At 32.7% G+C, this 19,413-nt stretch carries 13 protein-coding genes; 3 read left to right on the top strand and 10 right to left on the bottom strand.

Features of this window, described 5'->3' with window-relative positions:
* Positions 1–87: 87 nt before the first annotated feature.
* Positions 88–237: a hypothetical protein gene (locus ACICPZ_RS04630; protein WP_405197731.1), complete on the bottom strand. Its 150-nt coding sequence runs from the start codon at positions 235–237 to the stop codon at positions 88–90.
* A gap of 243 nt (positions 238–480) precedes the next feature.
* Between ACICPZ_RS04630 and ACICPZ_RS04625 the strand changes: the two genes are divergently transcribed.
* Positions 481–1,395 carry a DMT family transporter gene (locus tag ACICPZ_RS04625; RefSeq protein ID WP_264374127.1) on the top strand — a complete coding sequence of 305 codons (915 nt, stop codon included), beginning with the start codon at positions 481–483 and terminating at the stop codon, positions 1,393–1,395.
* A 64-nt stretch (positions 1,396–1,459) separates the two neighbouring features.
* The gene (locus ACICPZ_RS04620) at positions 1,460–2,773 is read left to right on the top strand and encodes a UDP-glucose dehydrogenase family protein (RefSeq protein ID WP_264373971.1); all 1,314 of its coding nucleotides are present in this window, start codon (positions 1,460–1,462) and stop codon (positions 2,771–2,773) included.
* 10 nt (positions 2,774–2,783) lie between these two features.
* Here ACICPZ_RS04620 and ACICPZ_RS04615 read toward each other — a convergent pair whose 3' ends face one another.
* From ACICPZ_RS04615 to ACICPZ_RS04575, 9 genes are all read right to left on the bottom strand, one after another.
* The gene (locus ACICPZ_RS04615; protein ID WP_264373972.1) at positions 2,784–3,974 is read right to left on the bottom strand and encodes an MFS transporter; all 1,191 of its coding nucleotides are present in this window, start codon (positions 3,972–3,974) and stop codon (positions 2,784–2,786) included.
* 112 nt (positions 3,975–4,086) lie between these two features.
* Positions 4,087–5,130, bottom strand: a complete 1,044-nt coding sequence (locus ACICPZ_RS04610; RefSeq protein ID WP_174516730.1) for a threonine aldolase family protein — start codon at positions 5,128–5,130, stop codon at positions 4,087–4,089.
* Positions 5,127–6,176 (bottom strand): threonine aldolase family protein, encoded by a 1,050-nt coding sequence (locus ACICPZ_RS04605; protein WP_174516731.1) that lies wholly within the window; start codon positions 6,174–6,176, stop codon positions 5,127–5,129. Before ACICPZ_RS04605 ends, ACICPZ_RS04610 begins: the two co-directional genes overlap by 4 nt.
* Positions 6,148–7,953 (bottom strand): ABC transporter ATP-binding protein, encoded by a 1,806-nt coding sequence (locus tag ACICPZ_RS04600; protein ID WP_264373975.1) that lies wholly within the window; start codon positions 7,951–7,953, stop codon positions 6,148–6,150. Before ACICPZ_RS04600 ends, ACICPZ_RS04605 begins: the two co-directional genes overlap by 29 nt.
* Complete coding sequence (locus ACICPZ_RS04595) at positions 7,954–8,943, bottom strand: phytanoyl-CoA dioxygenase family protein (RefSeq protein WP_006280067.1); 990 nt, start codon at positions 8,941–8,943, stop codon at positions 7,954–7,956. It lies immediately after the preceding gene.
* Positions 8,944–8,946: 3 nt separating this feature from the next.
* Positions 8,947–10,641, bottom strand: a complete 1,695-nt coding sequence (locus ACICPZ_RS04590; RefSeq protein WP_264374065.1) for a WG repeat-containing protein — start codon at positions 10,639–10,641, stop codon at positions 8,947–8,949.
* Positions 10,602–12,938, bottom strand: coding sequence for a glycosyltransferase (locus ACICPZ_RS04585; protein WP_264373977.1), 2,337 nt, complete (start codon positions 12,936–12,938; stop codon positions 10,602–10,604). The genes ACICPZ_RS04590 and ACICPZ_RS04585 overlap by 40 nt, the downstream gene beginning before the upstream one ends.
* Positions 12,895–13,854, bottom strand: coding sequence for an NAD-dependent epimerase/dehydratase family protein (locus ACICPZ_RS04580; RefSeq protein ID WP_006280064.1), 960 nt, complete (start codon positions 13,852–13,854; stop codon positions 12,895–12,897). Before ACICPZ_RS04580 ends, ACICPZ_RS04585 begins: the two co-directional genes overlap by 44 nt.
* Before the next feature lie 149 nt (positions 13,855–14,003).
* Positions 14,004–14,747, bottom strand: coding sequence for an NTP transferase domain-containing protein (locus tag ACICPZ_RS04575; protein WP_264373978.1), 744 nt, complete (start codon positions 14,745–14,747; stop codon positions 14,004–14,006).
* 693 nt (positions 14,748–15,440) lie between these two features.
* Here ACICPZ_RS04575 and ACICPZ_RS04570 point away from each other — a divergent pair.
* Positions 15,441–18,968, top strand: coding sequence for a DEAD/DEAH box helicase (locus ACICPZ_RS04570; protein ID WP_264373979.1), 3,528 nt, complete (start codon positions 15,441–15,443; stop codon positions 18,966–18,968).
* Positions 18,969–19,413 lie beyond the last annotated feature (445 nt).

Below are 19,413 nucleotides of genomic sequence, written 5' to 3'. Positions count from 1 at the left end.
GCTTCTTGCCCCTTAGTATGTTTTTTGGGCGAAACTATGTTTTTTAAACCTTTCTTTGCTTTATTTCTTTAGTTTGCTTGGCATCGTTTATAGTTCAATATTGCAGAATCTATCTATTACTTCCTGGTGGTCCTCTATCATCGCATTTGCCTCTTGCTGTAAGCACTTGATGTTTTTTGGTGTTATATTATCCATCTCAGCTAATGCTACTTTTAGTTGTGATTGAATGTCTATCATTCTTATCTTATATTACAAAAAAATCAGTCAGTAACTCCCTGCTCAGATAATCTCTATTCTAAATCTATTAAAATTATGCAATTAAAGACATATCTTGTATAATACTTCTAATGCTACTTTTAGCAAAAATTTGTGAATATGGTTAGAACAGTAAGTAGAAGAGAGCCTGTATGCTATCAACCTTTTTTGCAGCGAAGTTATATGAGCACATCATGGAAGTTTGTATATTAAATTAGGAGTTTTGTGGATTACAGACTAAGAGCTTATTTACTTGGAGTTATCTGGTTTATACTTAGTTTATTTAGTAGTGTAGCTAATGATACTATATCAAAATATCTAAGTTTACATCTCCAAAGTTTTGAAGTAATCTTTTTCCGCTTTTTATTTAGCACTATTACCCTTGTACCTTTTATGCTTTACTATGGAAGAGAAGCTTTTAAAACAAGTCAAATATCTATTCAGATAACTAGAGGAGTATTGTTATTTGTTGGAATAACCTTGTGGACCTATGGGTTAGCTATTTTTCCCATAGTAACTGCAACAATTATAAGTTTTTCTATACCATTATTTGTTATACTTCTTGCAATCCCTTTACTAAATGAAAATATAATTTGGCAAAGATGGTCAGTAACTGTTATTGGCTTTGTTGGTATTGCTATTACTACCAAAGCTTATAGTGAAGACTTTAATCCTAAAATTCTTATTTTTATTGTATCTACATTAATCTTTGCTATATTAGACATACTTAATAAGAAACTCGCAATAAAAGAGTCCGTAATAAGTATGTTATTTTATTCAGCTCTAACAACAACTATTTTTTCCACTGTGCCTTTGCTGTTTTATTGGCATTTGCCTTCCTTGTTAGAATTAGTATTACTACTGATTTTGGGAATTAATTCAAATCTAATTCTGTTCTTCACATTAAAAGCTTTTACTCTTGCAGATGCTACTGCACTTGCACCATATAGATACATAGAGCTAATAATTTCTGCAATAGTAACATATGTTATGTTTAATGAGTTGCCTGATAAAAGTGCTTTGTATGGTATTTTAATATTAATACCATCGACTTTGTTTATAGTTTATTCAGAAAGTAAAGTAATTAAGAAAAATAATGTATGCAACGCTAGAGTAAAAATTTATGACTCTAATTGTTAATGATGTTCTTTTTAAATGTTTAAGCAGTTGAGCTACATTAGGATATTTTTAAGGTGATGACAAGATGTATATAACCATTATAGGAATAGGGTATGTAGGTTTAGTATCTTGTGCAATGTTATCAGAGCAGGGTCATAACGTTGATTGCATTGACATAAATACTAAGAAGATTGAGTTATTGAAATTAGGAAAAATTCCTATATATGAGCCTGGATTAGCAGACTATTTAGAGAATAATATAAAGTTACAAAGGATAAGATTCTTCGATTCGTATTCTCAAATAAATCCCAACACAGAAGTAGTGTTTGTAACTGTAGATACTCCATCAGACTCCTTAGGAAATGCGGATTTAAAGAATGTATATAATTCAATAAGTAAAGTTTCTGAGAGAGTTAATCAAGATTGCTTAATAGTTATAAAATCAACTATTCCTCCTGGTGCTACAAAAAATATATATAATTATTTATCTAATAAGGGCTACAACTTTGATTTGGGAGTTAATCCGGAGTTTCTCAAGCAAGGCTCTGCAGTATCAGATTTTTTATATCCAGATAGAATAATAATAGGAGTAAAAACTAAGCGAGCTAGAGTAAAACTAGAAGCTATATATAGATCATTTACAGATAGGAATATTCCGTTAATAGTCACTGATACAGTTACAGCTGAAATGATTAAATATGCTTCTAATGCCTTTCTAGCAACAAAAATTGCTTTTATCAATGAAATGGCAGGTTTATGTGAGATGTTAGAAGCAGACATCGACCTTTTAGCTAATGGCATGGGGATGGACCATAGAATAGGTAAGGAATTTCTAAAAGCTGGCCCAGGATTTGGAGGATCCTGTTTTCCTAAAGATTTGTCAGCTTTGATAAGGATTGCTGAAGATCATAATGTCAAGCTACAAATTTTAAATTCAGTTAAGGAATCTAACTATAATCATATAACAAACATCGCTAAAAAGGTAGAATATGCTCTAAATGGAGCTCAAAATAAAAAAATAGCGATATGGGGGCTAACTTTTAAACCTGGTACTGATGATGTAAGAAATAGTCCAGCTATAGATGTCGCAAAATTGTTAGTGAATAACAACGCTAAAATTACTGCATATGACCCAGTGGGAATGAATAATGCTAGGCAAGTTCTAAAGGATATAGAGTACGCGGATAACGCTATAGAAGCTGCAAGGGGCGCAGAAGCCTTGTTATTGTTAACGGAGTGGAAGGAATTTAAAAATCAAGATTTTTTAATCTTAAAGGATGTGATGGCTACACCTAATATCTTTGACTTTCGTAACTTGTTAGATAATGAATTGTTACTAGGATATGGTTATAACGTTTACTCCCTGGGTAAAAATCTATCTACAAAGCTTAACTGTTGAGAAATGTTTTCTACACCGCTTTACTTAGTTTTTTAAGGCCTTTGCTTGATAGTATGGAAAAGCAAACGAGTGCAACAACAGAGCAAATGGAAAAAAATGAAAACATAATACTGTTACCAAAGTGCTTAACAAGTACTCCTAAAACCACACATGAAAATATTGAACTTGCAATATACCCAAATAATCCTGTCAAGCTTACAATTGCACATACATTATTTTGTGGAGCAATTTCTACAGCTATAACACCTGTCAGTACTTGCACTCCAAATATAAAAAATCCTGATAAGATTGCGCCAAGGTTCATAAGAATTATGTTTTGACAAAAGTTCATTGCAATAAAAGTGAGTGCTATACCCAACATGTAAAGTAATGCCAGCAAGCTTCTATTTTGAAAGAAATACATATCACTAATTCTTCCTGTGATTAAAGTTCCAAGGATTCCACCTAAATCATATACACCTGTTATTAGTGAGGATTGTACAAGAGAAATTTGTAATTTATCCTTTAAAATTATAGGAAACCAAAAGAAGATTCCCATTTTTATAATATAAGCACAAAAAGTAGCACAACATAGAAACCATATGGAACTTTTCACTTTGATACCTATCTGAGATTTCTGCACCTTATAATAGGTAGTAAAGTTGGCACTTTCTTCGTAATATGCTTTTAATATTATATAAATTCCAAAAAGTAAGCATAAGAGACCAGAGTACAAAAATGCACTTTTTGCATCATATATTTTGATTATACTTGGTAATACAATTAAAGTAATACAAGAACCAAGTTGCTGAGATGCGCTCATAACTCCCCATGATGATGCAATTGAAGAGATACTAGAGTTTGTAACCATAAACTTGGTAATAGCTGGCCAACCTAACCCTTGTGTCCAAGCTAATAATATTAATGTTAACAGTAATAAAGTTAGATTATTATATGATAAAGCTATACCAATGGTTAATAATCCAGTTGCAATATTGCATAGCCCAAACATAAATAATGGATTATTTTTGGAGTCCATGACTATTCCATTAACGAATTTTGATACTCCATAAAAAAAAGAAAAGCAGGCAAAAAAATAGCTTAATTTTATATGGTCAGTATCTATTAACAGTGGTAGAGCAATTGGTATACTCTGCCTTGAGAAGTAAAGTAGCACATATCCAAAAAAGAATAGTAAATATTGAAAGAAAACAAAGTTCACACCTATTCCCCAAACAGTCCCATGCAAATACTAGCATAATACTATGTTGGTATAATATTGTTTTACAAGAAGTTTGCAAACCATTAATGTAGAAAATTGATAACAATCGAAATTACCTATTCAGTATCTTTCTTATAGTAGATATAGTAGTATTAATATCTTCACAGCTTATATCTCTATGTGTTATAACTCTGATTTTACCTCTTATGTTAGCCATCCTAATTCCATAATTTGTCATTAGTATATTTATTAATTCTTGAGCAGATATACAATCAGTACGTAATGAGAAATACGCTATATTAGTTTTGTATAGGTCAATATTGATTATAACTTGATCTATAGAGCTAAGACCTTTTATAAGGTGCTGCATTTTTTTATGATCTTCTATTAAAGAATTCATGTTGTTGTTGAGAGCATATAAACATGCAGCTGAAATAATGCCAGCTTGGTGCATACCTCCGCCAATTTGAAACTTATAGTACCAAGCTTTTTCAATAAACTCTTCACTTCCAGCCAATACTGCACCCATTGGAGCGCCTAATCCCTTACTAAAATCAATAAACACCGAATCAAAATAATTTGCATATTCTTTTGGAGATATTTTAGCATAAGCACAAGCATTGAACAGCCTTGCTCCATCTAAATGAGAGGATACGTCGTTCTTTTTGCAGAGACTTGAGATCTCTTGAATATACTCTAAAGGCCACACAGCTCCACCACCAAAATTCGTTGTTTGTTCGACAGAAACAAGCCCAACTTTTGGAACATTCCTTAAGCTAGGACGAGTAATAAACTCAACGATTTGCTCTCCAGTAAATATTCCTCTTGTTCCTTTAATAGGTAAAGGAGTGGCATGTGCCTGGGCTGCAATTAATCCAGATTGCACTATTAATGGATGCGAAGTTTCATCGAGTAACAAATAATCACCAGGTCTTTGAATGTGCACTTTATAAGCAATTACATTACACATCGTTCCCGAAATCAAAAATATTCCTGCTGGCTTACCTAATATTTTACATGTGGTTTCTATTAATTCGTTTACAGTTGGATCTTCACATGCAGCTTCATTTCCAACTTTTGCTTTAGCCATTACTTCCCTCATTTCAGATGAAGGATTAGTGTTTGAATCGCTAAAGAAATCTATTTTTACCCTCATACTAAATTTAATACAACCTCCTTTATAATTTCAGCAGCATTTATTATGTCTGCTTCCTCTATGCCAAGATGAACAACTGCTCTTATATGAGATTCGAGCCAAGGAAAGAGCAATAAACCATAAGCTTGGCATTTACTCAAAAAAAACTCATTAGTCACATTTAGTTCTTTTATACTAAAGCTTACTATGTTAGTTTCTGGATAAGGTAGTATCAGCTTTACATGTGGAATTTCTTTAATCTTGTCTGCAAACAATTTAGCAAGCTTATTATCTTCTTTAAGCCTAGAGATATTATTCTGTAGTACATATTTTGCTGCATTAGCGCAGTACCCAATTTGATGATAACCACTCCCCAACCAAACCTGTAACTTCTTAGCCTTTTCAATTATCTCTCTTTTACCCATAAGCATTGAACCAAAAGGAGCTCCAAGTCCTTTAGTAAAAGAAAAGCTCATTGTATCTACATATTTAGCATAGTCAGCTAAAGCAACATTTGTTTCAGCATGAGCATTAAATATTCTCGCACCATCTAAATGAAGACTTATATTGTGAGCTTTTAAGAAATTATATAACTCTACTTGTTTCTTAAAAGGATAAATTTTACCGTTAAACCCGTTTATACTATTTTCTATAGAAACTAGACTCACCTGAGCAAAAATTTTATATCTCGGTTTAGAGTTAATAGCATATTCTACTTCATCAATATCTAAGATTCCGGTATTATTCCTAATACAGTTAAACACTATACTATTTACTTTTGCATTGCCTGCACTATCGAAAAAATTAACATGATAATTATAATGAGTAATTAGTTCATCACCAGGACTTGTTTGACTGGCAATAGCTAACCTATTTGCAAGCATACCGCTGGTTACGAACAATGCTTCTTCTACTTTGAATAATTGTTTACAATATTCCGATAAGTTGTTACAGCTTTTGTCTTCACCGTAAGCAAAATCTCCAACGATTGCACTACTTATTGCGTGTATAACGTTGGAGCTTTGTAAAGTTGTAGTGTCACTTCTCAGGTCGATAGTTTTTTCCATTTTCTTTTTTGATATTTAGACAGCCAATTTGAGCATCCCAAAGTTCTTTATAAAGACCTTTCTTGCAAACTAGTTCAGAATGTTTACCATCTTGGACAATTTTTCCTTTGTCAAATACTAGAATTCGGTCCATATGTAAAAGTGTAGAAATACGGTGTGCTATAGTAATGGTGGTTTTATTTTCCATCAACTTAAATAAACTCATTTGAATTGTTTTCTCTGTTATAGAATCTAACTGACTAGTTGGCTCATCGAAAAATAATATCGGAGCGTTTTTTAGAAATGCTCTCGCTATGATTATTCTTTGTCTTTCCCCTCCAGATAGCTTTATGCCTTTTTCTCCGACTACAGTTTCATATTGATCGGGTAGAGTCATAATGAAATCGTGAATACCAGCCAGCTTTGCAGCTCTTATTATTTCTTCGATAGTAGATTGAAGTTTACCATATATAATATTTGCTAAAATAGTATCATGAAACAACAATGGTTCTTGAGGTATTACAGATATTTGTTGCCTCAAAGAACTCTGTGTAACTTCCGATACTACTTGATTATCAATCTGTATATTACCTTTTTTAACATCAAATAGCCTTATGATTAAGTTTATAAAAGTAGATTTACCACCTCCAGAATAACCAACTAGACCTACCTTTTCGCAAGGATTAATGGTAACTGAAAAATCTTGAAATAATGACTTCTGACCCTCATAAGAAAAAGAAACATTATTAAACGTTATTCTTCCACTTAATAAATTTAATTTTTTAGCATTTTCCTTATCTTGAATTTCTGGTACGGTAGTCAAGATTGGCAATGCATCTGAAACTTTGCCGAAATGAGTAGAAAATTGGGTAAGATTCCTAGTTAGATGGTTAAGAAACTCTATAATCGATATATTAATTCCAAGTACAAGAGCAATATCTCCTATTGCAATCTTGTTCAATTGATAATCATGAATTAAAAAATACAAGTTTACTGCTTGGAGTATATCAAATGAATAGCCATATATAAACCAAAGCCAAAAGTATGCCCATTGTAATTTTCTTTCTGCAATAGTTTTTTTCTTGCATACTTGAAAAAATTTATGCCTCTCATGCGCTTGCCGAGAAAATAACCTTACTGATATAACATTTAAAATACTGTCGGCTATACCCGCTATTACTTGTGAACTTTGTTTAGAATGATCATCGGCTAATCCGGTAAGCACCCGAAAACTGAAAACCGAAATCAAAATAAAAATGTTCACCCAAATGAATGTAGCTATTGCAAACTTTATATTTACTAGTGATAAAGTATAAATAGCCAAGATTAATGCTATACTATAACTAAAGAAACAGTCTATAAGCAGTCTTATTAGCTCTATCACACTATCCATTAAGTTACTGACCTTATATACTAAACTTCCGGATAGGTTGTTTTGATAATAGGAATGGTCTTGCTGAAGCAGCCTGTAAAAAGACATATCAGCTATTTTTTGACGCATTGAGGTAAACATTCGAATGTCAACAAAATAGCCATAGAATCTAAAAGCAGTAGTAATAAGTAATGCCATACAAACATAAGCGCTTACAGGTAATAAAAGATTTTCAATTACATTACCTTCTTGATATTTTACAGCTGTATCTAAGATATTTTTTACTAAATACTTTCTAAAAGATAAATCAACAGCCACTACTAGGGCAACCAGGAACATTACAAGCACATTAAGCTTAAACTTGGATAAGATATTCAAAATGAACACCAATATATACTTGAAACTACCAACTCTACTTTTGTTCATTTATAATGCTAGCTCCACCACATTGACTTTTTTATTGAGAAATACAAGCAGTGAAAACCATAAATTTTTGTATATTTTTCCTGAAATGTCTCCAGCATCATGTAGTGCTGACGCTTGATTCAGAATAAGTAGCTTATATAAATCTCGCTTAGCTTCAGCAGTGTTGACCTCAGAAATATTTGTAGTTGTGTCTGTAATAAAGGCTAACCAGCTCTTAATAAGTTCTTCCATATTTTTTGTTTTTATACTTTCCTGGCGACGAAATAATGATAAGTATTCTCTCAGTATAAATTCTGTTAATGCACCACAGTTTAATATACCAAAAACTGAAGGCTGAGGTTTTGGCACACAAGGAAGACTTTTATCTTTTACAACCCATCTCGTAACATAAGCAAACCTATCTTTAGCATCTATATTCTTATCACTACCATGCCATAACCGTGAATCAAAAACTATCGCATCTCCTGCTGAAATAGGTAGTGACTTAATTTTATAATTTTCCCGGTTATCCGAGTATTGATCCAAAAAGTATGGATGCCAAAAATCAACTAGAGGCTGTATTTTCCAGTTGTGACTATCTTCTATAACTTGTAGTGCACCTGAAGTTTTATTGACATTATTCAAAGCTAGCCAAACAGAAAAATGATAAGGGTCATTAAAGCTATAAGAGATGTCCTGATGGAAGGGAACTGCATCTATTAAATCAGCAGTTTTACATATAACATTTGATTTTTTCTGCAGTATCTGGCATTGAAGTGACTTTTCAAGATAATTTTTAATAATTTTATCTAATACTTGAGATACAATTCTAGTTACCTGAGATGATGTACCCCATCTTCCAGTGCAGTTTAAATAGTCAGAAGTTGAAACACCTAATTCTTGAGATAACTTTGATATCTTGCTTATTATATCATTTAAAGACTGAGTTATTAACTCTAAAGGAACTAGATTTTTGATAATAAAAAAACCATTTTTTTGCAATGCTTTCATATATTAACACCTAATGTCAATAACTGATAAATAATCTGTTAAAGGTACAATACTAAAAATTTTAAGCCCTTTTACTTGTTTTAGTATTCTTTTCCAATCGCTCAATGTCCTTAGTTTACCCCCTGTTTCAACCATTACATTAATATCTACAGAACCTCCCACTGGGGAGTAGTAATCTAGGATAGTTTCTATCACTAAAACGCGTGGTATTCCTTTATTTTTTACCAATTTTAAATAAGACAATACCTTATTATCATCATAATGCTGCAGAAAGCGGCAAAAGACACCTAATTCATAATTTGTAGCTGATAATTCTTCTTGAGTTATGAGTTTAATTTTTAAATCTTCTACTGCCTGCCTAGGCACTTTATGTTCGTTGTAATAATATAAGCCTATAGAACCTTTATTGTGTATATCAGAATAAGCAAGAAATAAAGAGTGTACGCCAAATAGCAATATATTTTTAGCACCATCTATATTAACCCTAGAATTAAACTCTTTAGTGTCAAACCTGGAATATCCTAGCAATGCTTGGTAAAACGCTATTTTCCTGTCTTCTGATATTTCTTTCTCCTTAAAAGATTCAAATGAAGATATTGACTCCTGCCTTAATATATCGGCAATTTTTAACCAATTCTTTTCAGCGGCAACCCTTGCCCACATTGCTGCTGCTTTAGGCAAAAATGGTATTTCCTTAAAACACTTACCTTTTGATGATAGTTGCCATAAGTCCTTGTTCTTATCGTAATCAATAAACCCTATTTCCCACAACGCCCTTAACAGCCTTTCTAGATTTGGAACGATAATATTTAACTTTTGAGATAAAACTGGCATAGTTGCAGGTAAGATATTTAACAAATCAAGTTCAATAGCAACATTTGCGAGGTAAGTTTTCCAAAAGGCTGAAAGTTCTGCAGAAATCTTATGCACTTGAGATTCTTTATCTAAATCAAAAATACTAAACTTTACGTTTCCGGTAATATCGATCTGTCCTAATACACCTTCAAAAGTTTCAACTTTTGCCATGCCATTATAGAATGCTTCTACCATTTTAAATCTTTGCCGGTAAACAGGATTGCCATTAATATCTATATGAAACCAGCCATGCTTATCTTCTGCAATAGCAAATCCTTTATGAAAAACATTAAGCTTTTTATACCATTTATTATGTACTAACTTTCCATGATTATTAATATGTGTAGCTTTACCATCTTTATGGACTACAGCGATACCATCCTTAAAATCCCCAACATAATTGTATTCTTGCTCATAAACTCTATTGCCGTTCAAATCAATATGAAAAAACTTATCATGCTTTCTAATCACACAAATATCTTCTTGGTAATTTCCAATCCATTGATACGAATGTTTGTATACTCTACATCCAGATGGATCAATATGGTAATACCCTGTGTCATCTTCTACGGCTGCTCTATTGCAGTAAAATCCAAAAGTTTTTAAAAATCTGTCGCGATAAATTGCTTCTCCCATTGCATCGATGTGATAAGCGCCTGTCTCATCATAAACTGGTGCAAGGCCAGGCTCGTGAAATTTATCAACTCTAATAAATCTATTTTTGTACAAAGGATTTTCTGACAATTGGTGAAACCTTTCACAGGGGGAAACCCTAATAGATTTAAGGTACTCACTATCTTTCATTAATTGACTAATGGTTTTCTCATGTTGCATGTTTTGCATAATTCATAGTTTAAATAATTCTTTTGTAAGTTTAGGTACTCGCTACTTTGCCATATTTCCTCCAGTTTAACTTCATTAACATTGCCAAAATCTCCTAATGTTTTGCGTAGTTCATCTGGAGCACAGCAGGGACTAAACTTGCCTTCATTGTTTATCCATGCTTCTTTACCTAAAAATGGGCACTGACCACCTGGAGCCAAATCCTTGATACCCTCTTGAGAAAGGATCGTAAAATTTTCTAATTTTATCTTTTTACCATTTGGCAATAGCATATTATCCCTAAGTTCATATAACCTTCCCACCTCCGTATTCCATCTACTAATTGCTAATTCATCTCTCCTCATAGATAGATCCTTAATTTCCTTAAAATGTGCCCAAAGATGATGTCCTTTAACTCTATCTATGCCATTTTTTATAGCCATCTCAACTATGTCGTAAAGTTCATGTAAATTACTTTCTAAAAATGTTAATTGTAAAGTAACGGTACACCTTTCGCCTGTATCGCTAAAGTATTTATCTCTAACTTCAAGGAAAGTTTTTAAATTTTCTGTCACTACTTCCCATTTTGAACCTTTCATGATTCTTTCATGAGTTTCTTTAGTTGCCCCATTCCAGGAAATCTTAACATCAGATAAAATTGGTACCAATAGTTCAGCCCATTTTCTAGCTCCTTTAATAGGAAAAGAACCATTGGTCGTGAGGTTAAGCTTCAGGCCGAACTCATGGCACAAATTGATTATTTCATCAAAGCTTTTATACATTAAAGGCTCACCCATAGTAGAAGGAATGATTTCCCTTAAAGGTGTTCCATCTGCTTCCTTAATTACCTTCCTGATAGTTTCTATTGACATTATCTTGGGTTTTATCCCTTTAGCTTTCTTCTCCTCTTTAACTTTACTATATGGTGAAAAGCATTCACACATTACACAAGCAAAGTTGCAGTAATCTGGATTAGTATCAAAAGTAATTCTCCAAGGACCAGGTTTTGTAGCCACTGATTTGCCTTTATTTTCAATAACATTACGGTAAATTTTGTTAAGTTTCTCAGTATGCTCACTTATAGAAGGTACATTACCATTTTTAGTATAAAGATAGCCTCTTTGGGTCAGTTCACTGTATAATTCCTGGTCTGTAGATAGGACTTGCATTTTTTCTGACAAACTATTTGTATCTCTATGCTTAAATAATAGTCCGTTTATTCCATCTCTTACATATTCTGCCATGCCACCATAATCAGCCGTTATTACTGGTACACTCAGTTGCTGTGCTTCATGTATTACTAATGGTGAATTTTCACCCCAAATTGAAGGAACAACTATCGCATCAACTTTATTAAATACATCAGTAACTATATTTTTATTGTTATAACTTCCCATCCATTCTATCCTTTCTTTAACAGCATGTGGAAACTGATCGGCAATCGCTTTTAAAGTTTTAGTTTCTTCCCTTGCCGCTCCCCAAATTCTAAGTTTTGCTTTAGATGATAAGCGAGAAAAAGCCTTCAATAATAGGTCAACACCTTTCTCGGGAGTATGAGTACCTATATAACCGAAAATAAACCCTTTTTCTTGCACCCTATTTCTATTCTTAAGACGATTTAGATCAAAACCATAATCAAGATAAGAAATTTTGTTTATCGGAACATTAAAGTCTTGAGTAAATTTATCCATTAAGAATTTTGACGGAGCAATGAAGTAATCTATATAGTCCACTACTTTCTTTGTTTGCTTCATTCTAGTTGCAACCCATTGTTCCCAATAATTTAAGTCTGAATTCAAGAATTCTTCATCTCCTGTAAAATACCCCTTGTAACATTGGGTTGCACATTTTTGATCCTTCTGTCCATCACAAAGCCGTAACAAATCTTCAGAATTACGTTGAATAAATCTTCCTCTTGGACACATTAACCAAAAATCATGTAGCGTAAAAATTGTAGGTATATTTTCTTTAAAAGCAACTTCTGGTAAAGTAATTGATAGATGATTAAGATGACCAAAATGTATAAGATCTGGTTGAAAGTTATCTATTATTCTTTTAAATTTTATATTTACTTCTTCATTGATAAATTTGTAACGATATTTAGTTGTAGGTATATTAATTAAATTCAGTAAGATCCGGGAATCACTACAGTCCAGAGCTATAGTATAATGGAAATCAGGTAAGAAGCTGTTTTCATGCCTAGTAAATATTTGTACCTCATTATTATTGGCTAGTTCATGGGCAAGAGTTTGGCTGTAAACCTCCGAACCAGCGCTATAATAAGGAGGGTAACCATGAATAACTTTTAATATTTTCATATATTACCATATCTATATTGTTAGGATATTCTTGTGTATTGTTTTGTAGACTTTTTATAAATTTACCTAATCCTACTTTTAATGAATGCTTTGGAGACCAACCAAGTAGCTCTTTAGCTCTAGTAAAATCACCATGGAACTTAGTTACGTCAAAATTTCTTGGAGGATAAAAATCAATTCTAGAATCACTTTCCGTGACTTTTAATATTGTTTTTGCTAAGTTTTCTAAAGTACATGGGCTATTAGTAGTAAGATGAATAGCAGGAAGAGAAGATTTCTCGTTTTGTAAATATTTAACAGTTAAGTATATACCCTCTATAACATCATCCAAATAGGTAAAATCAAAAACACATTCTTTACCTTCTATCCTAATTGGATCGCCTTTCAATGCATTGATACAGAGTGCAGGAATTACTCTACTACTATGATCTAGTAAACCACCATATACATTTGAGAAGCGTAATATTGCTACATTAAAGTTAGAACCTTTTAAATTTATTACTTGTTCTTCAATAAATGCTTTACCTTTGGCGTAATTATTTATTGGGTTGATACTAGCAGACTCTGCAACTGGTAGTTCCTTTTGTTCTCCATATACTTCTCTACTGCTTGCATATATAAACCATGGTTTATTCGGAAGCGACTTGCAGAATTCTAAGAATTGGATTGTACCATCGACATTAACTTTTTGGCACAATTCAGGATAAAGCTCACCATGTATAACTCTAGAAATTGCAGCCAGATGAATAACCCCCGTACACTTAGCGAGTAGCGGCATTATATCTTCTGAAAAAAAACTGAGTGGGTTGTCGCGAAACCTAATATCGCAGCTTATTACTTCATAACCCTGCTTTTCTAACTTTTCTACTAAAGCCGATCCTATCAAACCTGCAGCACCTGTTATTAATATTCCCATGTGTCCCTCTCACTACAACCAGGAAAATCTTTCACACCTATCATCTTACAAGTAAGACTTAAAAAGCATTATAAAACTAGTATAAAACAAATGTCAACTTAAATTAAGGATCAATGAATAAAAAAATATAGTTATGAAAGAAGGGTTGGTTATCTTCTTCTATTTGCCTGAAAATAACGTTCTGCTTTGACCAAATCCTCTTTGTTATTTACCCCCATTGCTTCCTTTTCGTCAGCGACTACATAACCTGCACGTAAGTTATTGCTTGCTGCAATGGGTATTATATCATTAAGACAACATTCGTTGGTCGAATCATTAAATTTTACTTCTTTTATTAGGGTATAAAGATCTTTAGCGTATGAAACCATTATTCCAGAGTTTGCAAGAAGAATTTCATCTTCACTTTTCAAGACTTTTTGAACATTGTCATTATCATCAATTACTAATCTTCCATATTGCTTATCTTGACTATTAAATCCAAGAAGAACTAAATTTTTATTATTACACTTTAAACAATCAGTCATTCTCATAACTGTATCACTAGATATAAACGGGGTGTCTCCGTACTGTATTAAAACTATGTCTTGGTCAGATAACCGCTCCAGGCTTTCTAGGGCAATTTTAACTGCAGTGCCAGTACCTGTAATATTTTCTTGAATTATCAATTTTATATTATATTTATCAATTATATCTTTTAAGGTACTAAATCTTTCTAACTCCTTTAGAAAAGGCTTGTTAATGACAATTGATAGACTTTTTAAACTCAGCGGTTTTGCATTGTGAATTATATGCTCTAAAAGAGTAAAATTTCCTACTAGGTGTAGTGTTTTTGAGTACTGTGAATTCATTCTACTGCTTTTTCCTGCTGCTAATATTATCAACGTGTTATCCATACATAACTCAAGAACTTACTAGGAGGTAAGTTAAGTGATAATTAATGAGTTGTAAAGTCTACTATAGTTTCCTAAATGATCCAGAAAAAATAATTAACATGCTTGAAATATATAAATCCTCTATGACGCTAATATAGATTAGCCGATAAAGTAAGCTTCCCAGAACTACTCATTTATATTGACCCATCAGTACTTATACAAAAGCTAGTTGATCGAGAAAATAGGCAAATCCTTATCAACGGCCTACTACTTTTCCTAACTTATGCTTCCTTGTTATATTGTTGAGTATACTTTTTAAATAGTTTTTTTCTGTTTTCTATCAACCAATAGAAGTTTCTTTTAGCCCATAAGGATATTTATATAGGAACTGATATTTTCTATGCTGGCAAGAGTCTTGACGCCGTAAAAAAAACTACTCAATAATTGGGTAACTTCTGATGACATTTTCACTGTACATTTATCGCACAACATTAGTGCTACAATCACAGGTGTAAAGGTATTAAACAACCTTTAAAAAGTTTCACTTTTCCCTTAATCAATTTTTCCTTTGATATAAGTGTTTATTGCTTTTGCCCTCTCTGTTGTTATAATTAACATTTTGTAGTAGTTCAAGATGAGTTTTGCATATTCAGAGAAAATCGTCCATAGAATCAGCATCTAGCTTATCTAGGTTAAAATATATAGTTTTACAAGATGACTATTTATGGAAGAACATGGTGGGGTAAGAAGTGGCTCCAGTCTTTTGACGGAATAGATTATGATAACCGTCTTCCACGTGGCAGAACTTGTGCTAATACTGGTCGAGCTTTTGGTATTAAAATTAATGGTCACATAGTTACAGCTAAAGTTCATAGCTCAGGATCTTACCCATATCGTGGTTCAAAACCTCAACCATATAAAGTCAAAATTATACTCAATGAATTAAGCTCATCAGAACAACAGACCATTCGTCAAATTATTGAAACTTCACCTTCTATACTATCTAAATTAATAAATAGGCAATTACCAACCAGCTTGTTTGATAAGCTTAATGATCTTGGGATTAAATTGTTTCCTTCAAATTGGGAAGAGATGAATGCAAATTGCAACTGTCCTGATTGGGCTATGCCTTGTAAACACATTGCTGCTGTAATTTATCTTATTGTTGCAGAAATTGATAAAAACCCCTTCATGATTTTTAATATTCATAATTGTAATTTGTCAGCACTTATCGATGATTTTGGGAATGGAAAATTAGAAAATGCTCAAAACATTTTAAAGATAGATGATATATTTAAGGCATGTTCTAAAATTAGAATACATAACCAAGCAATTTTAAATGATATTGATTTATCAACTATTCCTAACCTTTTTGATTGTATCAGTAGTATTTTAACAGATAATCCACTTTTTTTTGAAAAAAACTTTCATAATATTTTACAGATAGCTTATAAGCACTGGCAAAAGTATCCTGCAGGAAAGTTAGGGTACTATCCAGCTTCTAAGAAGGAACTATCGGAAGAGGAGCTATTTATTAAAAGATGGGGAAATATTGAGAATTGGCAAACATTTCAACTATTCATTGATGATCAGCATTATCTTACTCAAGTGAGCAATGGTACAACTAATGTATTTATGCTAAGTAGAAATGTATTGAAAGATATAGCGCGATTTTTAAACGACATTCCTAATTCGTTACTTCACAGGCTTAATCCTGAACTTCGCTTCATGCATATGATTTCACAGTTTGCACATATGCTGATGGAAAAGTCAGCGCTAATACCACAAGTATTACAAAACAAAAGAGGAGAAATTATAATTAGGTGGATTCCGGCGTTGTTTAATGAGTCAGTTAAGGAAATTCATAGCAAGATGTCATCTATTTGTCCGCCTCTATTGATTAAATATCAAGAAATCGTTATGGAACCAGAGGAACAAGTAAATGTTGCTATCTCTCTCATCCTTTTAGGGTATATAGAAGATAACTTTCCTGCATCACTGGATAAGCATAGAGATAAATCCATCTTTGAATTATTCTTTACTGGAAGACCATACAAGTTTACTGAGTTTAGCAACAAGGAAATACCGCAAGCAATTAATCTCTGGCTTTCACGTCTTTATTTAGCAGATAAACCCTACAAACTCTATTTAATGATAAAAGATCACCATGAAAAATTTGAACTTGAGGTACAGTTATCACTGGATGATGAGAAGTCATTCATAAAGCTGGAAAAAGCACTCTCTAATCAAAACGTAAAGCTTAGTATTTTATCTGATCTTGCACTCTTATCTGAATACATACCTGAATTAGAAAGATCGATTGATAGCAATAGCAAGTTATCATTTAATTTAGATGATTTTGCACCTTTATTCCTGGGTATTGTACCAGTACTAAGAGCAATAGGTATAACGGTTATCTTGCCGAAATCTTTGCAAAAAATCTTCAAACCACAATTAAGTCTTAGTTTGTCTGCCAAGGATAAAATAAAAGAAGATCGCGAAAGTTTTTTAACGCTGGAAAATTTATTGAAATTTGATTGGAAAGTAGCAATAGGAGATAAAAAATTAAGCGTTACAGAATTTAAAAAATTGCTAAAAGATTCCCGAGGGCTTGTGCGAATAGTCGATCAGTATGTGCTTTTGGATGATAAGGAGGTAGAAGCTCTACTGAAGAAACTTGGTAAGTTACCCGAACACTTAAATCAAGTAGAGCTGATGCAAGCCGCTTTAGCAGGTGAGTTAGATGAAGCTAAAGTAGTACTTGACCAGCAAATTAAAAACTTATTTGATAAGTTCAACACTTATGCATCTGTTGATGTACCAAGTAATCTAACTGCACAGTTACGTCCATATCAAGAGCGTGGATTTAGTTGGCTTATACAGAACATAGAAACAGGGTTTGGTAGCATAATTGCTGATGATATGGGTCTTGGTAAGACTATACAGGTTATTGCAGCCATTCTATACTGTAAAAATGCAGGGTTTTTAGATCAAGGTAGAGTCTTGGTAGTAGCTCCCACAAGCATATTAAGTAATTGGCAACGAGAGATGGAACGTTTTGCACCAGAATTAAAGCTTTTCATCTATCACGGACAAAATCGAGAATTGGCAAGTGATTATGATGTAGCTCTAACATCCTATGGTCTTGCACGTCGTGATAAAAAAGAACTTAATAAAATTCGCTGGTTTTTGCTCGTGATTGATGAAGCACAAAATATAAAAAATCCTAATACCGAACAAACCAAGGCAATTAAAACTATTGCAGCAAAACATAAGATAGCTATGAGTGGTACGCCTGTTGAGAATAGGTTGCTTGAGTATTGGAGCATTTTTGACTTTATCAACAAATCTTATCTTGGTACTCCTAAGCAGTTTAAAAGCAGCTTTGCAACACCGATTGAAAAAGCAAGAGATAAAATTTGTCTAGAAAGGTTTATGAAAATCACTAGCCCTTTTATGTTACGTAGGCTTAAGAGTGATAAAAGCATTATTCAGGATTTACCAGATAAAATTGAGAATAATCGTTATTGTTCCCTCACTTCAGAACAAACAGCTCTTTATCAAAAGGTTGTTGATACAACTATGGAGAAGATAGAAAAGAGTGAAGGAATTGAACGTAAGGGACTAATCTTTAAACTTATCAATGCTTTAAAGCAAATTTGTAACCATCCATCGCAGTTTGGCAAGAAAAAGCGTGCGAGTATTGAACAATCCGGTAAAATGCAGATGCTTGAGGAAATATTGATTAGTATTGGTGAAGTTGCAGAAAAATCATTGATATTTACTCAATACACTGAAATGGGTGAGATTATAGCTAGGCTACTTGAAGAAAGGTTTGAATCAAAAGTGCCATTTTTACATGGAGGACTTTCTAGAAAAGCACGTGATACAATGATTAATGACTTTCAAAACTTATTCCAGTCCAACATTCTTATAGTGTCTTTAAAAGCTGGAGGAACAGGACTTAATTTAACAGCAGCAAATCATGTAATACATTATGACTTATGGTGGAATCCAGCAGTGGAAGCACAAGCAACAGATCGGGCCTATCGTATCGGGCAAGAACGTAATGTTATGGTGTACAGGCTACTTTCAACAGGTACATTTGAAGAGCGTATTGATGAGATGATTCAAAGCAAGAAGGAATTAGCAAACCTAACTATAAGTAGTGGCGAGAGTTGGATTACAGAATTTAACAACGATCAATTAAGAGATTTAGTTAATATAAAAAATGCACTATAATATAGCTGAGTTATTTAATGTAAAGAACCAGCTAACTACCGCTAATAGTTCAAAATAGAGACAAAGATTTATATTTCGTACTTTATGTCTCATTGGTAGGCAAAAAGCCTGTAATTACGTTTTAAAGTGATTCCACTTTAAACTGTACCCTTTAGCACCTGTAATGCCCTTTAAAATTTGAATAAAAAGCATCTTTAATAATTCTATTCATGAACCAAAAAGTAATTGCCGTTTTCAGAAACTTTTCATTTTTACAGATGGCTTGAAAAGATTATCATTAATAGGTAGGCCAAACTCCTCCAAAGAAAAAAGTTTTTAATTTTTTCAGAAAAAGTCATAAGAAACCCGGTATATATATAGTAGAGGGTTTTCTATCAAAGACACCATTATGAATTATATAGCAGAAAGAAAACATTAGTTTTTTTAATTTATTTTAAATATATCA

Origin of the sequence: Wolbachia endosymbiont (group A) of Melitta haemorrhoidalis (genome assembly GCF_964273365.1) — a bacterium.
Taxonomy (GTDB): Bacteria; Pseudomonadota; Alphaproteobacteria; order Rickettsiales; family Anaplasmataceae; genus Wolbachia; species Wolbachia pipientis.
The sequence above is the reverse complement of the archived record's forward strand: the minus strand, read 5'-3'. Positions and strand labels throughout refer to the sequence as shown.

Bases quoted from the DNA above. Each gene is read 5' to 3' on its own strand.
- ACICPZ_RS04630 (WP_405197731.1), bottom strand. From the start codon at position 237: ATGATAGACATTCAATCACAACTAAAAGTAGCATTAGCTGAGATGGAT.
- ACICPZ_RS04620 (WP_264373971.1), top strand. From the start codon at position 1,460: ATGTATATAACCATTATAGGAATAGGGTATGTAGGTTTAGTATCTTGT.
- ACICPZ_RS04610 (WP_174516730.1), bottom strand. From the start codon at position 5,130: ATGAGGGTAAAAATAGATTTCTTTAGCGATTCAAACACTAATCCTTCA.
- ACICPZ_RS04605 (WP_174516731.1), bottom strand. From the start codon at position 6,176: ATGGAAAAAACTATCGACCTGAGAAGTGACACTACAACTTTACAAAGC.
- ACICPZ_RS04600 (WP_264373975.1), bottom strand. From the start codon at position 7,953: ATGAACAAAAGTAGAGTTGGTAGTTTCAAGTATATATTGGTGTTCATT.
- ACICPZ_RS04595 (WP_006280067.1), bottom strand. From the start codon at position 8,943: ATGAAAGCATTGCAAAAAAATGGTTTTTTTATTATCAAAAATCTAGTT.
- ACICPZ_RS04590 (WP_264374065.1), bottom strand. From the start codon at position 10,641: ATGCAAAACATGCAACATGAGAAAACCATTAGTCAATTAATGAAAGAT.
- ACICPZ_RS04585 (WP_264373977.1), bottom strand. From the start codon at position 12,938: ATGAAAATATTAAAAGTTATTCATGGTTACCCTCCTTATTATAGCGCT.
- ACICPZ_RS04580 (WP_006280064.1), bottom strand. From the start codon at position 13,854: ATGGGAATATTAATAACAGGTGCTGCAGGTTTGATAGGATCGGCTTTA.
- ACICPZ_RS04575 (WP_264373978.1), bottom strand. From the start codon at position 14,747: ATGGATAACACGTTGATAATATTAGCAGCAGGAAAAAGCAGTAGAATG.
- ACICPZ_RS04570 (WP_264373979.1), top strand. From the start codon at position 15,441: ATGACTATTTATGGAAGAACATGGTGGGGTAAGAAGTGGCTCCAGTCT.